Origin of the sequence: Pseudomonas sp. NPDC087346, from assembly GCF_044744235.1 — a bacterium.
In the GTDB taxonomy this organism is placed as follows: domain Bacteria; phylum Pseudomonadota; class Gammaproteobacteria; order Pseudomonadales; family Pseudomonadaceae; genus Aquipseudomonas.
On sequence record NZ_JBIUXX010000008.1, the window covers coordinates 58124 to 77866 of the forward strand.

The window sequence follows — 19743 nt, forward strand, 5'->3', positions numbered from 1 at the left end:
GGCTTGTGCTTCCTTCTCAAAACATGAAAGTCGGGATGACCGGAATGAACGACAGGCGGAAATTCCAGCGGCTGCTGATCAAGTCTTCCGGGTGAATGGCCGAATACTGGATCTCTCCGGAAATGCGCACCGGCAACTTGCCAAAGTTGAAGATCCGCCCGGCGCCGAGGCCGATAGGGAAGGTGACCTTGTTACCGCCCTCGGCTTTCCAGTTGACGGTGACGTTCGGGGTCATGCCGATCCGCCATTGCTCCGGCCCGGGAATGGCGCGCTGGATGAAGTACTGCACGTTGGTCAGGCTGACGTCTTTGCGTTTGCTGTCACCGCCGACTGACCACCAGTGCTGCGGGAACACGCCAAGCGTCCAGTCAGGGCCGAGGTAAGCGGCGACGAACGCCGGGCCCAGCGAATATTTGCCAGTGCCGAGCACGTCTTCTTCGGCGGTGGGGAACATCGCGGTCGGGCCGAAGCCCCAGACCATTTTGCCGCCGCCATCAAAACGGATCGGCTCCTTGGGTGAGAACACGCCGACATAGGCCAGGTCGCCAAAACCGCTGGTACGGTCGAACGGGTCCTGAACCACCGAGGCAAAATCGCCGCGATCATGCAGCAACTCGTTGGGACCCATGCCGATCAGGTTGCCGGCCTTGTGATTGACCGGCGCACTGACGTAGCTGATCGGCAGACGGTTGATCAGGTTCCAGTCTTCACCGATGGAAATCGGAAAGGTCGGCATGAAACTGTATTTGCCGAGCATCCGCGTGCCGTTGCTGTTCGGGCCCTTGAGCGCGGTGTAGTCGTATTGATTGAACAGCAGCACCAGATTGCCGACCGGGTTATCCATCAGCTTGGCGATCTGTTCGGTGGAGGGATCGCAACCGGCGGCGACGACTTTTTTCAGGTCGATGTCGAAATCCTGTTGCAGGCGCTGGCAGGTTTCCGGGTCACCCTTGATGACGTTGGACGTGGGCGTGCTGCCCAGCGTCGGCAAATCGCCGGCAGCACAAGCCAGACCGCTGAAAAGCGCACTGCATAGGGTCAAGCGATGTGCGATGGCCATCCCTGGCTCCTATTAGAAAAATGCCAGGGTCATGTTGACGCTGATGCCGCTGCCTTCAGGGCGATTCTTGGTGTCGAACTCCGGCACCCAGCGCGCACTAATATTGGCCTGGGAATCAGCAAACTTGCCGGCCCAGCCAATCACCGGTCCGGCGCCTACTGAACGGCCGCGAAAGCCATTCAGTGCATCAGCGGTATCGCCTTTATCGTCGGTGATTTGCTGGATGTAACCGGCTGCCAGACCGGCGCTCCAACCATTGCCAAAACCGTGGGTCCACAGGGCGTCGAGGGTAAAGATATTGCCGTTGCGATAATCGGTGGCGGTGTTCTCGGTGTAGAACTCAAGACCGCTGGACAGGGTGAATTCGCCACCCTTGCCATCCAGATGGGTGAAGGCCACGGTCGGCATGAACGTGTAGTTGTTCTGCCCGGGGTTGGCCAGACGATTCTCATTGTAAGCACCGGTAGGCACGTAGATCGGTAGGGAGAACGCGATATGGTTCAACTCGTCGAAGTGGTAACCGGCGGCAATCGGCGTGATCAGGGCGTCGGCAAACTGGGTGCCTGAGTCACTGGTGCCGAGGGTGCGTCCACGCGGTCCGGTCACCGCAGCATCGATGTCGGTGTACTGCAACGGAATGCCGATGGCGGACGCGTAGTTCCAAGGACCTTTGCCGGTGTCCCAGATGTGCGTCAGGTTGGTCATGGTGTAAGAGACTTTCATGTCGATCCCGGCGCTGACTTCACCGGAAATCGGCGCGCCGCGACTGCCTTTCAGCGAGCCGTCGTACCAGATGCTGGTCACCGAAACCACCCAGCCCGGTTCCGGCGGAATGATCCCGGCATTCGAATACACCTGCTGGCCGGTAATCGGTCGGCCAACGCCGCCCTCGGCCGCATACAACAGCGGACTGCCGATCATGCACAGCGCCAGCAGAGGGCGCACAACGTAAGGCTTGACCATCACAAACTCCGCTTATTGTTTTGAGTTGACCGGGGTCAGCAACGGCATTTTCCACTCGCCGCTGGCCACTTCCGGTTTTGGCAGATATAGACGCAGCACCCCGTAGAACGGCCCGTTTGGCGCAGGTAGCCAGTTGGCTTGCTTATCCTTGCCGGGATTTTTTTGTTGCACGTACAAGGTCAGGCCGCCGTCGGCATCGAGCTTCAGATCCGGCAGCATCCGTGAGTTGATCAAGTAGCGGTTGAGCGGGTTGGCCACCAGCAACTTGTTTTTGCCGTCGTACATAGTCAGTGACCAGAACGCGTCGGCCGGGGGCAGGGCGCCCTTGTCGAAGTGCAGGGTGTAATCGTGTTTCGAGGCATCGACTGGCTGGCCATCCTTGTCGACGAAATAACCGATGTAGTTCGCCTCTTCGGCGGAGTTGCCGAAAATCCCCATGTTGGCGCCGGCGTAGCGGTACAGGTAATTGCCCTTGAGGCGGTCGCGGGTGCCGAACAGGTCGCCACTGCTGACTTCGTGGCTATCGACCTTGTCCTTCTTGAACGCGGCAAATTCGGCCTTGGCATCGCTGATACCGTCTTCGAGGGCCTTGCGCTGTTCGGTGCTGAGCTTTTTCAGATCGAACGGCTGACCGGCGCCGATGCCGATTTTTGCAAAGCGAGCCAGCAAGTCTTTCTCTACATCCTGCGGCGGAGTGAAAGCCATCATGAAGTTCAGGTAGCGGAACAGGTCTGGTGTTTCGCTCATGGTTGGCGTCGGTTTCGGCCAGCTGACTTTCGGCGCCGGTGCCGGGGCTTTCTGCTTGACGTAGTGGCTCAGCGTTTCGACTTTGTAGCCTTTCTGGATCTGCTTGACCTTGCCCAGGTCTTTCTCGTCGAACAGTTGCGTGCGGTATAGCGCGTAAGCGATGTTGCTTTCACTGCGCAGCAGGCGGTCGATTTCAACCGGTTGCTGCCCCTGCCAGTCTGGCCCGGCAATCATGAAGTGACCGCCGTTGTTGCCGGTGCTGCGGGTACCCAGATAAGCAAAGTTTTGCGTATAGGCGTCGATCAATTGCACCGAGTAGTAACGGTGTTCCTCGATTGGCGGCAGGGTCAGCACCAGCGGTTCGCTACGCAGGTCCATCCAGATGAACGAGTAGGGTGTGTCGGCGTTTGGCGTAACGAACGCGGTGTCCTTGGCAGTGAAAGCCTTGGCGGTGTTGCCGATCTGGTTGAACGGCGCCTTGTAGTTCGGGCTCTTGCTGTCGACGGCCTGGGTGTAGAGGGTCTTGTACATCTCGACCACCGGAAAACCGTACAGATAGGCTTCCTTGGCGATACCGCGGGCCTCTTCGGGGCTGGCGCTGAAATCTGCCCAGGCACTGGTGCTCAGGGCAAGCGTCAGGCTGGTCAGCAACAAATTGCGTGTATTCATGAGGCGTCCTTGATCACTGTACGACGGTGATATCGTCGAGTTTCCAGCTCTTGTCGAAATAGGCTTCGGTCGGCGCATACAACCGGAAGTAACTGAACCAGTGTTTGCCCGGCAGGGTTTGCACCCAGTTGTTCTCGAAGCCTTTGGGCGCGGTCGGACCGAAATACAGATCGACTGAACCATCAGCGTTTTTCTTCAGATCCTGGCGTGACGACAGGTCGGCCTTGCGCTGCGGATTGTCGATCAGGCAACGGCTGTCGATGTCGTAAACGGTCATCGACCAGAACTGTTTAGCCGGCGGCGGGGTGCCGACGTGCAGGCGATAAGTCTTGCCGCCATCGAGCCAGTCACCCTTGGCGTCGGTGTAGGCGCCCAGATAGGTCTGGCCCAGCCCCGGCGTCTTGGAAACCATGCCTTTGGTGTTGGTGACCGCTTCGTAGAACCACGCGCTGCGCTCCCAGAGCTGGTCGTAATAAGCGACGCGTTGTGACGGCTCGGCGATGTTCAGTACCGTGTCCCAATGACGGTCAGGCCAGTACTGGGCATCAGGGAAACGCTTGGCGAAGGTGTTGGCCTTGGCAATCAACTCGCCGATCTGCGCGCCTTGCTCCAGTGCCTGACGTTGCTGGGAGTTGGGGTTGAAGGGTTTGTCCTTCTCGATGCCGAGGCTGGCGAGCATCGCCATATAGAAGCGGTCACGTTCGTTGACCGGTTCTTTCTGGATGATCTGATGCAGGCGTTCCCAATAAGCAATGCCGCGTGGCTGGGTGCCCGACCACGGTTTACCACCGGGCGACAGCAGCCGGGTGGTGCTCGGTTCGTTGCGTTTGGCATACGGATACATCTTGAATTTTTCGACCAGCGCCTTGCCCTTGGCCGGATCAGGATCAAGCACCCGGAAGCCCACCAGCACGTTCATGGTTTCCGACTTTGCCAGATAATATTTACCGGCATCTGCCGGAGGCTCGGCGCCCGGTGGCAGTATCAGATACTTGCCACCCTGGCCCTTGTCCGGGCCGGTCTGGCCCATGTCGATGATTGCTCGTTGCCAGAAATCACCGATGCCGCCGGCAGTCGGCCCTGGCGGCAGTTCGATCACCAGCGGCCCGGTTTCGCTCAGGTCGACGAAACCGAGGATGTAAGGCGTGGTGGCGTTGGCGGTGATCACGCCGAGTTTGTCTTCGTAACTGTTGAGTACCATCAGATCGCCGCTGCGTGCGCCGAGCTTGTCGCGAAATTCTTCCTGCCACTGCGCGTAGGACACCAGCGGCAATGCCCACAGATAGCTTTGGGTCGCCTGCTGGAAATCCAGCTCAGCGTAGAGTTTGGCAATCGATTCGTGGGCCGGCAGTTCACCTTCCATCGCAATCTTGCCGATGCGTGTATCCAGGTCCTGAGCGCCGACACCGCAACTGGCAAACAGGGCCATCAGGCTGAAACCGGCTGCGCGAAGAGCAATGTGCATGGGAATGTCCTTATTTTCCGAAGGTGACGTTGATGCCGGCGAACAGGGTGAATTGCGGTACACCGTCGCCTTTGCGCTCGACCGTCCACTGCGGCTCGACGAAGGCGTTGAGGATGTTGCTGCCGGACTTCCAGACCTTGCCCGCACCCAGACCGATCGGGATGTAGTGGGTGTCGTTTTTCAGGTCGAACGTCCAGGTGCCGGTGGAGCGCAGATACCAGCCTTTGGGCAGGTTATGAATGATGAAGGGTTGCATCGTCGCGGTTTCGACGTGGGCGCGATCATGGTCGCCGGCAAACGAGCTCTGGTACTGCACCAGTGCGCCGAGCAATCCACGCGGGGATGAGTCAATCGCAATCGCGGCCAGGCCGGCCTGCCATTTGCCGGTGCCCAGCTCATCTTCGGCAGCCGTTGGCGCGGTGATTTGCGGGCCGATGCCCAACTGCACGCCGTCGGTCTTGAGCAGGAAAATATCGAAAAGATTAAGGTCGCCAATGCCGGTGCTATAGCCGCCATGCGGATCGGGACGGGTGCTGATCGGCATGGTTGCACGGAGCAATTGCGGCACACCGATGAAATCGTTGGGTGCTACTGGCAGCGTTCCGCGCAGCAGGGCGTCGTTGGTGTGGACGTTACTGTCGAACAGCTTGGGCGTGTAGTAATCCTGGAGGTTGGCGCCGGGGGCAAGGTTGAGCGGGTTGTTACTTTTGTTGGCCGTCTCGGCGTTATCGGCCTGCGCACAAAACACAGGCGCCAGCGCGCTCGCCAGCAAAAAGGCGTGAATCCCCGTTTTTTTCAACATGTTCCCCGATTCCCTGGTGGCTTATTGGACGACTCGGCACTTGATGGCCGTTACGCGTAATTCCTTTCTTTTCAAGCCTGTAGGACACGTCTGATTGACGCTAGCAGCTTATCCGCAGTTAGCCAGTCGAATGTATTAATTCTTTGGTTTTGTGTACGAGTGCACACTTAATGTGTGTACTGAAAAGTTAATGATCAGCGCAAAAGATGTAGGAGCTGCGGAACGCTGCGATCTTTTGATTCTGTTTTTCAAGATCAAGAGATCGCAGCGTGCCGCAGCTCCTACACGGGGATCAGGCGTTTTTCCTGGCTTGTTCGCGGATGCGTTCTTCTTGTTCGCGGGCTTCAGGGGTGAACTCGGCGCCGAAGTCTTCTGGCGAGAATATCTGGCGGATTTCAATCTCGGCCTCAGTGCCTGGCATCGGATTGGGGCAGCGTTTGACCCATTCGATGGCTTCCTCTTTCGATTTCACCTCCCAGATCCAGTAACCGGCGACCAGTTCCTTGGTTTCAATAAAGGGCCCATCGATCACCGTGCGCTTGTCACCGGAAAATCTCACGCGCGCACCTTTGCTGCTGGGATGCAGGCCGTCGGCGTCGATAAGGATGCCGGCCTTGACCAGTTCTTCGTTGAAATTACCCATCTCGGTGATCAGTGCTTCGCTGGGCATGATGCCGGCTTCGGAGTCGGCGCTGGCTTTTACAAGGATCATGAATCGCATGGTGATATCTCCGTTGAATTGTGGATGATTCACTGGATAGTCGAACGAGCGTTCCCTGAATCGACAATAGCGTTGAAAAGGCTTTCATTCCTGTAGTAACGGTTTTGTATACAATTTTTTTGGTCGGCACCTGACAATTTCAGTTCAGGCATAGGTCGTAGGACAATTTCGTGGTTAACTTCGGCCTCTTGCATGCTTTCCAATCAAAACGTTCAGAAGGACTCAAGTCATGGCTCAAGTCACCCTTAAAGGCAATCCGGTTCAAGTCAACGGCCAGTTGCCACAAGCCGGTTCCAAGGCGCCAGCCTTTTCCCTGGTTGCCGGCAACCTGTCGGACGTCACCCTGAAAGACTTCGCCGGCAAGCGCAAAGTGCTGAACATCTTCCCAAGCGTCGACACTCCGACCTGCGCTACCTCGGTGCGCAAGTTCAACGCTCAGGCCAACGACATCAGCAACACCGTCGTTCTGTGCATCTCCGCTGACCTGCCGTTCGCCCAGGCACGTTTCTGCGGCGCCGAAGGTCTGGAAAACGTTCAGAACCTGTCGACCCTGCGTGGCGCAGAGTTCATCGAAAACTACGGCGTGGCCATCGCTGACGGCCCGCTGAAAGGCCTGACCGCTCGTGCGGTCGTTGTCCTGGACGAAAACGACAACGTTCTGCACAGCGAACTGGTCAAGGAAATCGCGGAAGAGCCGAACTACGAAGCAGCTCTGGCTGTTCTGAAGTAATCGATTCACAAAGCGCTTTTACAATTGTTAACGGCCTGGCTCTGTCCAGGCCGTTTTCATTTGTGTATCAGTGTCTTGCCACACACCTTGAAACGTAAGTTGAAAGTAAATAGCCGGTAAAGCTGCTTTGCTTAATCTCCATCAGTGCTTATCGTTCAGCCTCCCGTAAAAAGAAGCCCACGCGCCCAATGGTTAATCAATCCATGCAATCGTCCTCTCGTAACTCCCGTCGCTGGCTGTTGAGCCTGCTTGTGCTGCTGATCATTGCCGGCCTGTGCTGGAAATTCTGGCCTGCCAGCTCAGCCCACAAGGATGCCGCCGCGAAGGCGCAGGCCGGGCACGCCGGGCGTTCGGGCATGATGCGTCCGGGCTTTGGCGGGGCGGCGGGGCCGATACCGGTTCGTGTGGCGCCAGCGGTCACGGGCGACTTCCCGCTGTATTACAAGGCGCTGGGCACGGTCACTGCGCTCAATACCATCAATGTGCGCAGCCGGGTGGGCGGCGAACTGGTGAAGATCAATTTCGAAGAAGGGCAGATGGTCAAGGCAGGCGACTTGCTCGCGGAGATTGACCCGCGTCCTTACCAGAATGCTTTGCTTCAAGCCGAAGGCACCTTGCTGCAGAACCAGGCGCAACTGAAAAACGCCCAGGTTGATGTCGAGCGTTATCGTGGTCTGTTCAAGGAAGACAGCATCGCCAAACAGACGCTGGACACTGCCGAGGCGCTGGTCGGCCAATATCTGGGCACGGTCAAGACCAATCAGGCAGCGGTCAACGATGCCAAGCTCAATCTTGAGTTCACGAAGATCCGCGCACCGCTTGCCGGTCGCGTCGGCCTGCGTCAGCTTGATGTCGGCAACCTTGTGGCGGCAAACGACACCACGTTCCTCGCGGTGATCACCCAGACTCAACCGATCAGCGTCGCTTTTACATTGCCGGAAAATAGCCTCGAAACCGTGCTCGCCCGTTATCGCAGCGGCGCCAAACTGCCGGCTGAAGCGTGGGATCGCGGCGACACCAAACTGCAAGCCACCGGCGTACTGCAAAGCCTCGACAACCAGATCGACGTCGCCACCGGCACCCTGAAGTTCAAGGCACGCTACGAAAACCGCGATCAATCGCTGTTCCCCAATCAGTTCGTCAACGTTCACTTGCTGGCCGACACCCTGAAAGGCGTGGTTCTGGCACCGTCGGCAGCCATTCAGTTCGGCACCAATGGCACCTTCGTCTATGCGCTGGACGGCGACAAGAAAGTCACCATCCGCCAGTTGAAGATTGGCGCCAGTGACGGCAACAACACCGTAATCACCGAAGGCCTGGCTGCCGGCGACCGCGTGGTGCTGGAAGGCACCGACCGCTTGAAAGAAGGCAGTGAAGTCGAGGTGGTCAACGACAGCAACGCCGTACCGACTACGCCGACCGAACACCTGCAAGGCAAGTCCGCCGCCAGCGCGCCAGATGCCCCAGCCACTGAAAAGGCCAAGAAGGGCGCATGAACATTTCGCGGCTGTTCATCCTCCGTCCGGTAGCCACTACCCTGAGCATGCTGGCCATTGTCCTGGCCGGCCTGATCGCTTATCGCCTGTTGCCGGTATCGGCCTTGCCTCAGGTCGACTACCCGACCATCCGCGTCATGACGCTGTACCCCGGCGCCAGCCCGGACGTGATGACCAGCGCGGTCACCGCGCCGCTTGAACGCCAGTTCGGACAGATGCCCGGCCTGACGCAAATGGCTTCGACCAGTTCCGGTGGCGCTTCGGTGCTGACCCTGCGTTTCAGCCTCGACATCAATATGGACGTCGCCGAACAACAGGTGCAGGCCGCGATCAACGCCGCGACCAATCTGTTGCCGACCGACTTGCCGGCACCGCCGGTGTACAACAAGGTCAACCCGGCTGACACCCCGGTGCTGACGTTGGCGATCACCTCGAAAACCATGCTCCTGCCCAAGCTCAACGACCTGGTCGATACGCGCATGGCGCAGAAAATCGCCCAGATCAGCGGCGTCGGTATGGTCAGCATCGCCGGTGGCCAGCGGCAGGCCGTGCGGATCAAGGTCAACCCTGAGGCACTGGCCGCCAACAGTCTGAACTTGTCGGACGTGCGCACCTTGATCGCAGCTTCCAACGTCAACCAGCCAAAAGGCAACTTCGACGGCCCGACCCGGGTGTCGATGCTCGATGCCAACGATCAACTGACGTCGCCCAAGGACTACGCCAACCTGATCCTCGCCTACAAGAATGGCGCGCCGTTGCGGCTCAAGGATGTGGCAGAAATCGTCGATGGTGCCGAGAACGAGCGCCTCGCCGCATGGGCCAATGAAAACCAGGCAGTGTTGCTGAATATTCAGCGTCAGCCGGGCGCCAACGTGATTGAAGTGGTCGACCGGATCAAGGCATTGCTGCCGAGCATCACCGATAACCTGCCGGCAGGTCTCGAAGTCACCGTGCTGACCGACCGTACCCAGACTATCCGTGCCTCGGTGACCGATGTTCAGCACGAACTGCTGATCGCCATCGCACTGGTGGTGATGGTGACATTTCTGTTCCTGCGTCGCGCCAGCGCCACGATTATTCCGTCGGTTGCCGTGCCGCTCTCGCTGATCGGCACCTTTGGGGTGATGTACCTCGCCGGGTTTTCGGTCAACAACCTGACGCTGATGGCATTGACCATCGCCACCGGATTTGTGGTCGACGATGCGATTGTGATGCTGGAAAACATCGCGCGCTTCATCGAGGAGGGCGATAGTCCGATGCAGGCCGCGCTCAAGGGCGCCAAGCAAATCGGTTTCACCCTGATTTCCCTGACCCTGTCGCTGATTGCCGTACTGATTCCGCTGCTGTTCATGGCGGACGTGGTCGGGCGGTTGTTCCGCGAATTCGCCATCACTCTGGCGGTGGCGATCCTGATTTCTCTTGTGGTCTCACTGACTCTGACGCCGATGATGTGCGCTCGCTTGCTTAAACGTGAGCCGGAAGCACACGAGCAGGGCCGCTTCTATCGGGCCAGCGGCGCCTGCATTGACTGGATGATCGCCAAATACGGACGTGGATTGCAGTGGGTGCTCAAGCACCAGCCGCTGACGTTGCTGGTCGCCCTCGGAACGCTGGCACTGACGGTTTTCCTTTATATGATCGTGCCCAAGGGCTTCTTTCCGGTGCAGGACACCGGGGTGATCCAGGGCATTTCCGAAGCGCCACAGTCGATCTCCTTCGCGGCCATGGGCGAGCGTCAGCAAGAACTGGCCAAGATCATTCTGCAAGACCCAGCGGTGCAAAGCCTGTCGTCTTACATCGGCGTCGATGGTGACAACGCCACGCTCAACAGCGGCCGCCTGCTGATCAACCTCAAACCCCATGGCGATCGTGATCTGAGCGCGACGCAGGTGATTGCACGCCTGCAACCGCAACTGAACAAACTGGTCGGTATTCGTCTGTACATGCAGCCGGTGCAGGACCTGACCATCGAAGATCGGGTCAGCCGTACCCAGTACCAGTTCAGCATGTCTTCTCCGGACTCCGAGTTGTTGAGTCAATGGAGCGGCCGTCTGGTCGAGGCACTGGCCCAGCGCCCGGAACTGACCGACGTCGCCAGTGATTTGCAGGACAAGGGTTTGCAGGTCTATTTGGTGATCGACCGTGATGCGGCTTCACGCCTTGGCGTCTCGGTGGCGAATATTACCGACGCGCTGTATGACGCCTTTGGTCAGCGACAGATTTCGACGATCTACACCCAGGCCAGCCAATACCGCGTGGTATTGCAGGCTCAGGCCGGAGAGAAGATCGGCCCGCAGGCGCTGGATCAGATTCACGTCAAGACCACGGACGGCGCTCAGGTGCGCCTGTCGAGTCTGGCGCATGTCGAAGAACGTCAGGCTCAACTGGCGATCACCCATATTGGCCAGTTTCCGGCAGTGATGATGTCGTTCAACCTTGCACCCGGCGTAGCGCTGGGGCATGCGGTGGACGTTATCGAGCAAGTGCAGAAAGACATCGGCATGCCGGTTGGCGTGCAGACACAGTTCCAGGGCGCGGCCGAAGCATTCCAGGCCTCGCTGTCGAGCACCTTGCTGCTGATTCTGGCGGCGGTGGTGACCATGTACATCGTGCTTGGAGTGCTTTACGAGAGTTACATCCACCCGATCACCATTCTGTCGACGTTGCCATCGGCGGCGGTCGGCGCGTTGCTGGCGTTGCTGCTGAGCGGTAATGACCTGGGGATGATCGCGATCATCGGCATCATTCTGCTGATCGGTATCGTCAAGAAGAACGCGATCATGATGATCGACTTCGCCCTCGACGCCGAACGTACGCAAGGCATGGCACCGGAGCAGGCGATTTATCAGGCGGCGCTGCTGCGCTTCCGGCCGATTCTGATGACCACGCTGGCGGCGTTGTTTGGTGCAATACCCTTGATGCTCGCCACCGGTTCCGGCGCAGAGTTGCGCCAGCCGCTGGGTCTGGTGATGGTCGGTGGTTTGCTGGTCAGCCAGGTGTTGACCTTGTTCACCACGCCAGTGATCTACCTGTACTTCGACCGCCTCGGTCGGCGCTGGGGCAAGGCCGAAGCCAAAGTGGTGGAAGCATGATTTTGATGCACCTCAATCCCTGTGGGAGCGAGCCTGCTCGCGATAGGGCAGGCACAGGCAACATCAATGCAAGCAGACACTCCGCTATCGCCAGCAGGCTAGCTCCCACAGAAGTGTGGCGTGGTGCCGGGGGCTGCGGTCAATGAACCTGTCCGGTCCTTTCATCAAGCGCCCGGTCGCGACCATGCTCCTGAGCCTGGCGATCATGCTGCTGGGTGGTGTCAGCTTCGGTTTGCTGCCGGTGTCGCCGCTGCCGCAAATGGATTTCCCGGTGATCGTGGTGCAGGCGAGCCTGCCCGGTGCAAGCCCGGAGGTCATGGCGTCCACCGTGGCTACGCCGCTGGAACGATCCTTCGGCGCTATCGCCGGGGTCAACACCATGAGCAGCCGGTCCAGCCAGGGTTCGACCCGGGTGATTCTGCAGTTCGACCTCGACCGCGACATCAACGGCGCGGCGCGGGAGGTGCAAGCGGCGATCAATGCTTCACGCAATCTGCTGCCGAGCGGGATGCGCAGCATGCCGACCTACAAAAAGGTCAACCCGTCGCAGGCGCCGATCATGGTGCTGTCGCTGACCTCGGATGTGCTGGAAAAGGGTCAGCTCTACGATCTGGCCTCGACCATCCTGTCCCAGAGCCTGTCCCAGGTGCAGGGTGTCGGTGAAGTGCAGATCGGCGGCAGTTCGCTGCCGGCAGTCCGCATCGAACTCGAACCTCAGACACTGAATCAATACGGTGTGGCGCTGGACGATGTGCGCAAGACCATTGCCGATGCCAACGTACGCCGGCCCAAGGGCTCGGTCGAAGACGGCGAGCGCTTGTGGCAGATCCAGGCCAACGACCAGTTGGAGAAAGCCAAGGATTACGAATCGCTGATCATCCACTACGCCAACGGCGCCGCACTGCGCCTCAAGGATGTAGCCAAGGTCAGCGATGGCGTCGAAGACCGCTACAACAGCGGTTTCTTCAATGACGATGCGGCGGTGTTGCTGGTGATCAACCGGCAGGCCGGCGCCAACATCATCGAAACAGTCAACGAGATCAAGGCGCAGTTGCCGGCGTTGCAAGCAGTGCTGCCAGCCAGCGTCAAACTGAATCTGGCGATGGATCGTTCACCGGTGATCAAGGCCACGCTGCATGAAGCGGAAATGACCTTGCTGATCGCCGTGGCGCTGGTGATTCTGGTGGTGTTCCTGTTTCTCGGTAACTTCCGTGCTTCGCTGATCCCGACTCTCGCGGTACCGGTTTCGCTGGTCGGCACCTTTGCCGTGATGTACCTGTACGGATTTTCGCTGAATAACCTGTCGCTGATGGCGCTGATTCTCGCCACTGGTCTGGTGGTGGACGATGCCATCGTGGTGCTGGAGAACATCTCCCGGCACATCGACGAAGGCGTCGAACCGATGAAGGCCGCCTATCTTGGGGCCAAGGAAGTCGGATTTACCCTGCTGTCGATGAACGTTTCGCTGGTGGCGGTGTTCCTGTCGATCCTGTTTATGGGCGGGATTATCGAGAGCCTGTTCCGCGAGTTCTCCATCACCCTGGCCGCAGCAATCGTGGTGTCACTGGTTGTTTCGCTGACGCTTACACCCATGCTTTGCGCTCGATGGCTCAAGCCGCACACGCCGGGCGAGGAAAACCGTCTGCAACACTGGAGCCGCCGCACCAACGAGTGGATGGTCGCCAAATATGCGACCAGCCTTGATTGGGTATTACGTCATCGACGCCTGACGCTGCTGAGCCTGTTCGTCACTGTCGGCGTCAACGTCGCACTGTACGTGGTGGTGCCGAAAACCTTCATGCCGCAACAGGACACCGGCCAGTTGATCGGTTTTGTGCGGGGGGACGATGGCCTGTCGTTCAGCGTGATGCAGCCGAAGATGGAAATCTTCCGCCGCGCTGTACTGAAGGACGAAGCGGTGGAAAGCGTCGCCGGTTTCATTGGAGGCACCAACGGCACCAATAACGCCTTCATGCTGGTGCGTTTGAAACCGATCAAAGAGCGCCAGATGTCGGCGCAGAAGGTCATCGAACGCCTGCGCAAGGAAATGCCCAAGGTGCCCGGCGCGCAATTGATGCTGATGGCGGATCAGGATCTGCAATTTGGCGGTGGCCGTGAGCAGACGACTTCGCAGTACAGCTACATTCTGCAAAGCGGTGACCTCGGCTCGTTGCGCGAGTGGTATCCAAAAGTGGTCGCCGCGCTGCGGGCCTTGCCTGAGCTGACGGCCATTGATGCCCGCGAAGGTCGCGGCGCGCAACAGGTGACGCTGATTGTCGACCGTGATCAGGCCAAGCGTCTGGGCGTGGACATGAACATGGTCACCTCGGTGCTGAACAACGCCTACAGCCAGCGGCAGATTTCGACGATTTACGACAGCCTCAACCAGTATCAAGTGGTTATGGAGGTCAATCCGAAGTATGCGCAAGACCCGGTAACGCTCAAGCAGGTTCAGGTGATTACCGCCGACGGTGCGCGGATTCCGCTGTCGACCATCGCGCACTATGAAAGCAGCCTCGAAGATGACCGCGTCAGCCATGAAGGCCAGTTTGCTTCGGAAGATATTTCTTTCGACATGGCTGAAGGCGTGACCGTGGAGCAGGGCAGTGCCGCTATCGAGCGGGCGATTGCCAAAGTCGGTCTGCCGGAAGATGTGATCGCGAAAATGGCCGGCACCGCCGACGCCTTCGCCGCGACCCAGAAGAGTCAGCCGTTCATGATTCTTGGCGCACTGCTGGCGGTGTATCTGGTGCTGGGTGTGCTGTATGAAAGCTATATTCACCCGCTGACGATTCTTTCGACCCTGCCATCGGCCGGCGTCGGCGCGTTGCTGTCGATCTATGCGCTCGGCGGTGAATTCAGCCTGATTTCGTTGCTCGGTCTGTTCTTGCTGATCGGCGTGGTGAAGAAAAACGCGATTCTGATGATCGATCTGGCGCTGCAACTCGAGCGTCATCAGGGCATGACTCCACTGGAATCGATCCGCAGTGCCTGTCTGCAACGCTTGCGACCGATCCTGATGACCACGCTGGCGGCGATTCTCGGTGCCTTGCCGCTGCTGCTCAGCCGTGCCGAGGGCGCCGAAATGCGTCAGCCGTTGGGTCTGACCATCATTGGCGGCCTGATCTTCAGTCAGGTGCTGACCCTTTACACCACTCCGGTGGTTTACCTCTATCTCGACAAACTGCGCCATCGCTTCAATAAATGGCGTGGCGTACGTACCGATGCAGCTCTGGAAACTCCGCTATGACTGACCGTTCGCTTATCAATCTGGCCACTGTTCGGGGCTCGCGTTTGTTGAGCCTGTCACTGTGCGTGGCGATGCTCAGTGCCTGCGCCGTCGGCCCGGACTACCAGCGCCCGCAAACCACTGAAATTGCCCAGTACAAAGAGGCCGAAGGCTGGCGTCAGGCCAGCCCGAGCGACTCGCTGGCGCGTGGCGCCTGGTGGGAGTTGTACGGCGATCAGCAACTCAACGGGCTGATCGAGAAGCTCAACAGCTCGAACCAGACCGTCGCCCAGTCCGAAGCCCAGTTCCGGCAGGCGCAGGCTCTGGTGCGCAGCGCGCGGGGAGCGTTTTTCCCGAGTGCCGACCTCAGCGTGGGCAAGACCCGCTCCAGTCAGGGCACCGGCAGCAGCAGTTCGAGCCTGAGCAGTTCCTCCAGCGGTATTCGTGATACCTACAACGCGCAAGTCGGCGTCAGTTGGGAAGCGGATGTTTGGGGCAAACTGCGCCGTGGACTTGAGGCCAACGAGGCCAGCGCTCAGGCAAGCTTTGCCGATCTGGCGGCGATGCGCCTGAGCCAACAGTCGGAACTGGTGCAGAACTACCTGCAACTGCGGGTGATCGATCAGCAGAAGCGGTTGCTTGAGTCGACGGTGACGGCTTACCAACGCTCGTTGCAGATGACTCAGAACCAGTACCGCGCCGGAATCTCCGGACGTGATGCTGTGGCGCAGGCACAGACGCAATTGAAGTCGACCCAGGGCGATCTGGTCGATCTGATCTGGCAGCGCGCTCAGTTCGAAAACGCTATCGCCGTGCTGACCGGTCAGGCACCGGCTGAGTTCAACATCGCCGAAATCCAGACCATTCCGAACCTGCCACAGATTCCGCTGAGCCTGCCGTCGCAATTGCTGGAGCGTCGGCCGGACATTGCTTCGGCAGAGCGCTCGGTAATCGCCGCCAACGCCAATATCGGCGTGGCCAAAGCGGCCTACTACCCGGACTTTTCCCTGAGTCTGAGCGGCGGTTACAGCAGCAGTACCTCAAAAGACCTGATCAGCCTGCCGAACCGCTTCTGGTCGGTCGGGCCGAAGCTCGATCTGCCGCTGTTCGATGGCGGCCAACGCTCGGCAGAAGTCGATCGCAATGAAGCGCTGTATGACCAGACCGTAGCCAAATACCGACAGACCGTGCTCGATGGTTTCCGCGAAGTGGAAAACTATCTGGTGCAGTTGAAGGTGTATGAAGACGAAGCCGCTGTTCGCCAGGAAGCACTGGACGCCGCTCGCGATTCGTTACGGTTGACGCAGAACCAGTACAAGGCCGGGCTGATCGCCTATATCGACGTGGTGGTGGTGCAAGCCACAGCCCTGAACAACGAACGAACCGTGCTGAATATCCTGCAAAGCCGCTTGATCGCCAGCGTGCAATTAATCGCGGCACTGGGCGGTGGCTGGGATGGAAATCTGCCCACCGAATAATCGGTAGGAACTGCGGCACGCTGCGATCTTTTGATCTTGAACTTTGAAAGAACAATCAAAAGATCGCAGCGTGCCGCAGCTCCTACAGTGGGATTTTCGCAGGCTGTGAGGGGCGGGTTAGAGCCTTGTAGGGCGATCAAACAAGCGTTTCATCGGGTTGATGGCAATTTGCTTACTTTGTCAGTGCGTTCTTCTGCACAATCAGTACAATCGCCGCATTTTCCCCTACCGAGAACGGAAGCAGTACGGTGGGGTGGCCTCGAGAATTCCCATGCTCACTGGTAGTTATTCCTTCACCCTGGTTTTCATTTCGCTGTGTGTGGCGATCCTCGCGTCCTATACCGCACTCGACCTCACCGGGCGCATCGCCACGGCCAGAGGTCGGGCGGTGCATTTCTGGACGGCGGGTGGCGCATTGGCCATGGGTGTTGGTGTCTGGTCGATGCACTTCATCGGCATGCTGGCGTTCAAACTGCCGATTGATCTGGGCTATGACATCGCAATCACCGCGTTGTCATTGTTGATCGCGGTTCTGTCCTGCGGTTTTGCCCTGTGGCTGGTGAGTCAGCCGAAGCTGCCGGTGTTCCAATTGGCTTTCGGCGCGTTGATCATGGGGGCCGGCATCAGTGCGATGCACTACACCGGCATGGCTGCCATGCGCATGACCCCGGGGATTGATTACGATCCGACACTGTTTGGCGCTTCATTGCTGATCGCTGTGGGTGCCTCGGCCGCCGCCTTGTGGATCGCTTTCCGTCTGCGTCAGCATTCACCCTATGTCCGGCTGATTCGCGGCGGTGCAGCGGTGATCATGGGCATCGCGATTGTCGGCATGCATTACACCGGCATGGCGGCGGCGCAATTTCCCGAGGGCAGTTTTTGCGGCGCGACGCTCAACGGCCTCAAGGGTAACGGCCTCGACAGCCTGGTATTGATCACCACGCTGGCAGTGCTGTCGATTGCCTTGCTGACCTCGATTCTCGACGCCCGTCTCGAAGCGCGCACCGCCGATCTCGCGCACTCGCTGACGCTGGCCAACCGTGAACTGACCCAACTGGCACTGCACGACACCCTGACCGGTCTGCCGAACCGCATGCTGCTGGACGACCGAATCAATCAGGCGATGAAAAAGGTGCATGAGCAGGGCGGCTGTTTTGCGCTGATGTTCATCGATCTGGATGGTTTCAAACCGGTCAACGATGCCTTTGGCCATCACATGGGCGATCAGTTGCTGCGCGAGGTCGGGCTGCGTCTGCGTGAAGACTTGCGCAGTCAGGACACGCTGGCGCGTATCGGCGGCGACGAGTTCGTGTTGCTGGTGCGCCTGACTGAGCCTGATGATGCGCTGGGACTGGCTGCGCGCCAGGTTGGTCTGATCGCTCGTCCGTTCCGCGTGGCTGAACATGATTTGCAGATCTCCGCCAGCGTCGGCATCGCGGTGTATCCGGGCAATGGTGAAGGCGCCCAGGAACTGCTGATGAACGCCGATGCGGCGATGTATCACGCCAAGGGCGGCGGCAAAAACGGCTACAGTTTTTTCGATGTATCGATGAACAACAACGCTCGCAAGCAACTGCAACTGTTACAGGATTTGCGTGCGGCGCTGGAACACAGCCAGTTCAGCCTGTATTACCAACCCAAGTTCGACGCCGCCAATGGTCGTCCGGTCGGTGCCGAAGCGCTGTTGCGCTGGCAGCACCCGACGCAAGGCATGTTGTTGCCGGACAAGTTCATCGATCTGGCGGAGAAGACCGGGCTGATCATCGCCATCGGCGACTGGGTGCTCAACGAAGCCTGCCGGCAGATGCGCGAGTGGTACGTGCTGGGTTACACCGATTGGCGTATTGCGGTGAATCTGTCGGCGTTGCAGTTCTGCCACACCGGGCTGGTGCAAAGTGTCGCCAAAGCGCTGGCGACGCATCATTTGCCGGCCAACAGCCTGACACTGGAAATCACCGAAACCACCGCCATGAGCGACGCCGATGCGAGCATGACAGTGTTGCAAGAGTTGTCGGACATGGGCGTTGACCTGTCGATTGATGACTTCGGTACCGGTTATTCGAGCCTGATGTACCTCAAGCGATTGCCGGCCAACGAGCTGAAGATTGACCGTGGTTTTGTGCGCGATCTGGAGCATGACAGCGACGATGCGGCGATTGTTTCAGCGATTGTCGCGCTGGGGCAGGCGCTGGGTTTGCGCATTGTCGCTGAAGGCGTGGAGACCGGCGTGCAGCAGGATTTCCTGACCCAGTTGGGTTGTGATTCGTTGCAGGGTTATCTGCTGGGGCATCCGATGCCGGCGGACAAGTTCATGCTCGACATCGTGCGCGGCGAGAAACTCGCTGCGGTGTGACAGCGCTGGATACAGCCTCACCACAGTTAAGTGTTTTGATCAGGGATCTGATCAGATCGCAAACAACTCAGCCCATGCAAAACCCGGCAATGCCGGTTATTCTTGGCCCCGACTGTTACGTGTGCATCGGGGGAAGGCCAGCATGGATAAAGTCGTTTTGATCACCGGCGGCGGACGCGGAATTGGCGCGGCTACGGCGCTGTTGGCAGCCGGGCAGGGCTATCGGATTTGCATCAACTACCAGTCAGACGAACAGGCCGCACAAGGTGTGCTGGAGCAAGTTCGGGCGTTGGGCGCGCAGGCCATTGCGGTTCGTGCTGACGTCAGTATCGAAGATGAAGTGATCGGTTTGTATCAACGTATCGACACCGAACTTGGCCGGGTCACCGCACTGGTGAACAATGCCGGCACCGTCGGACACAAATCGCGGGTCGATGAAATGTCCGAGTTTCGTATTCTCAAAATCATGAAAACCAACGTTTTGGCGCCGATCCTCTGCGCCAAACACGCGATCCTGCGCATGTCGCCCAAACATGGCGGGCAGGGCGGCAGCATCGTCAACGTGTCGTCGGTGGCGTCGCGCCTCGGTTCGCCGAATGAGTACGTTGACTATGCAGCCTCAAAAGGCGCACTGGATTCGTTCACCATCGGTCTGTCCAAAGAAGTGGCGGGCGAGGGGATTCGGGTCAATGCGGTGCGTCCGGGTTTTATCTACACCGACTTCCACGCGTTGAGCGGCGACCCGGATCGGGTCAGCAAGCTTGAGTCGGCAATCCCGATGGCCCGTGGTGGGCGGCCGGATGAAGTGGCGGAGGCGATTGTCTGGCTGCTGTCGGACAAGGCTTCGTATGCCACCGGGACTTTTGTTGATTTGGGTGGGGGGCGTTAGGCCCATGGATTAGTGTTGTATTGGTGGGCCCTATCGCTGGCAGGCCAGC

At 58.9% G+C, this 19743-nt stretch carries 13 protein-coding genes; 7 read left to right on the forward strand and 6 right to left on the reverse strand.

All coding sequences use genetic code 11. The features are described from left to right. Positions 1–16: 16 nt before the first annotated feature. The 6 genes from ACIOZM_RS07060 to ACIOZM_RS07085 all read right to left on the reverse strand — a co-directional run bounded on the left by ACIOZM_RS07060 (position 17) and on the right by ACIOZM_RS07085 (position 6427). A complete protein-coding gene (locus ACIOZM_RS07060) occupies positions 17–1060 on the reverse strand; it encodes a hypothetical protein (protein ID WP_401211177.1) in 1044 nt (347 codons plus the stop codon). Positions 1061–1072: 12 nt separating this feature from the next. After that, positions 1073–2023: a transporter gene (locus ACIOZM_RS07065; RefSeq protein ID WP_401211180.1), complete on the reverse strand. Its 951-nt coding sequence runs from the start codon at positions 2021–2023 to the stop codon at positions 1073–1075. Positions 2024–2035: 12 nt separating this feature from the next. Continuing rightward, positions 2036–3439 carry a DUF1254 domain-containing protein gene (locus ACIOZM_RS07070; protein ID WP_401211183.1) on the reverse strand — a complete coding sequence of 468 codons (1404 nt, stop codon included), beginning with the start codon at positions 3437–3439 and terminating at the stop codon, positions 2036–2038. A 13-nt stretch (positions 3440–3452) separates the two neighbouring features. Continuing rightward, entirely contained in the window at positions 3453–4904 is a 1452-nt protein-coding gene (locus ACIOZM_RS07075) for a DUF1254 domain-containing protein (RefSeq protein ID WP_401211186.1), read from the reverse strand. A gap of 10 nt (positions 4905–4914) precedes the next feature. Continuing rightward, the gene (locus ACIOZM_RS07080) at positions 4915–5706 is read right to left on the reverse strand and encodes a hypothetical protein (protein ID WP_401211189.1); all 792 of its coding nucleotides are present in this window, start codon (positions 5704–5706) and stop codon (positions 4915–4917) included. Positions 5707–5998: 292 nt separating this feature from the next. Next, positions 5999–6427 carry a YciI family protein gene (locus ACIOZM_RS07085; protein ID WP_401211191.1) on the reverse strand — a complete coding sequence of 143 codons (429 nt, stop codon included), beginning with the start codon at positions 6425–6427 and terminating at the stop codon, positions 5999–6001. Positions 6428–6656: 229 nt separating this feature from the next. Between ACIOZM_RS07085 and tpx the strand changes: the two genes are divergently transcribed. The 7 genes from tpx (at position 6657) to ACIOZM_RS07120 (ending at position 19694) form a co-directional block, all read left to right on the forward strand. Continuing rightward, complete coding sequence (gene tpx, locus ACIOZM_RS07090) at positions 6657–7157, forward strand: thiol peroxidase (protein WP_075945110.1); 501 nt, start codon at positions 6657–6659, stop codon at positions 7155–7157. A 188-nt stretch (positions 7158–7345) separates the two neighbouring features. Next, complete coding sequence (locus ACIOZM_RS07095) at positions 7346–8653, forward strand: MdtA/MuxA family multidrug efflux RND transporter periplasmic adaptor subunit (protein ID WP_401211193.1); 1308 nt, start codon at positions 7346–7348, stop codon at positions 8651–8653. After that, the gene (locus ACIOZM_RS07100; protein WP_401211195.1) at positions 8650–11745 is read left to right on the forward strand and encodes an MdtB/MuxB family multidrug efflux RND transporter permease subunit; all 3096 of its coding nucleotides are present in this window, start codon (positions 8650–8652) and stop codon (positions 11743–11745) included. The genes ACIOZM_RS07095 and ACIOZM_RS07100 overlap by 4 nt, the downstream gene beginning before the upstream one ends. A 142-nt stretch (positions 11746–11887) precedes the next feature. Then, entirely contained in the window at positions 11888–14995 is a 3108-nt protein-coding gene (locus tag ACIOZM_RS07105) for an efflux RND transporter permease subunit (protein ID WP_401211197.1), read from the forward strand. Next, on the forward strand, positions 14992–16452 hold the full coding sequence (locus ACIOZM_RS07110) for an efflux transporter outer membrane subunit (protein WP_401211198.1): 1461 nt from the start codon (positions 14992–14994) through the stop codon (positions 16450–16452). Before ACIOZM_RS07105 ends, ACIOZM_RS07110 begins: the two co-directional genes overlap by 4 nt. A gap of 271 nt (positions 16453–16723) precedes the next feature. Next, on the forward strand, positions 16724–18805 hold the full coding sequence (locus ACIOZM_RS07115) for a putative bifunctional diguanylate cyclase/phosphodiesterase (protein ID WP_401211199.1): 2082 nt from the start codon (positions 16724–16726) through the stop codon (positions 18803–18805). 142 nt (positions 18806–18947) lie between these two features. After that, the gene (locus ACIOZM_RS07120) at positions 18948–19694 is read left to right on the forward strand and encodes an SDR family oxidoreductase (protein ID WP_401211202.1); all 747 of its coding nucleotides are present in this window, start codon (positions 18948–18950) and stop codon (positions 19692–19694) included. Positions 19695–19743 lie beyond the last annotated feature (49 nt).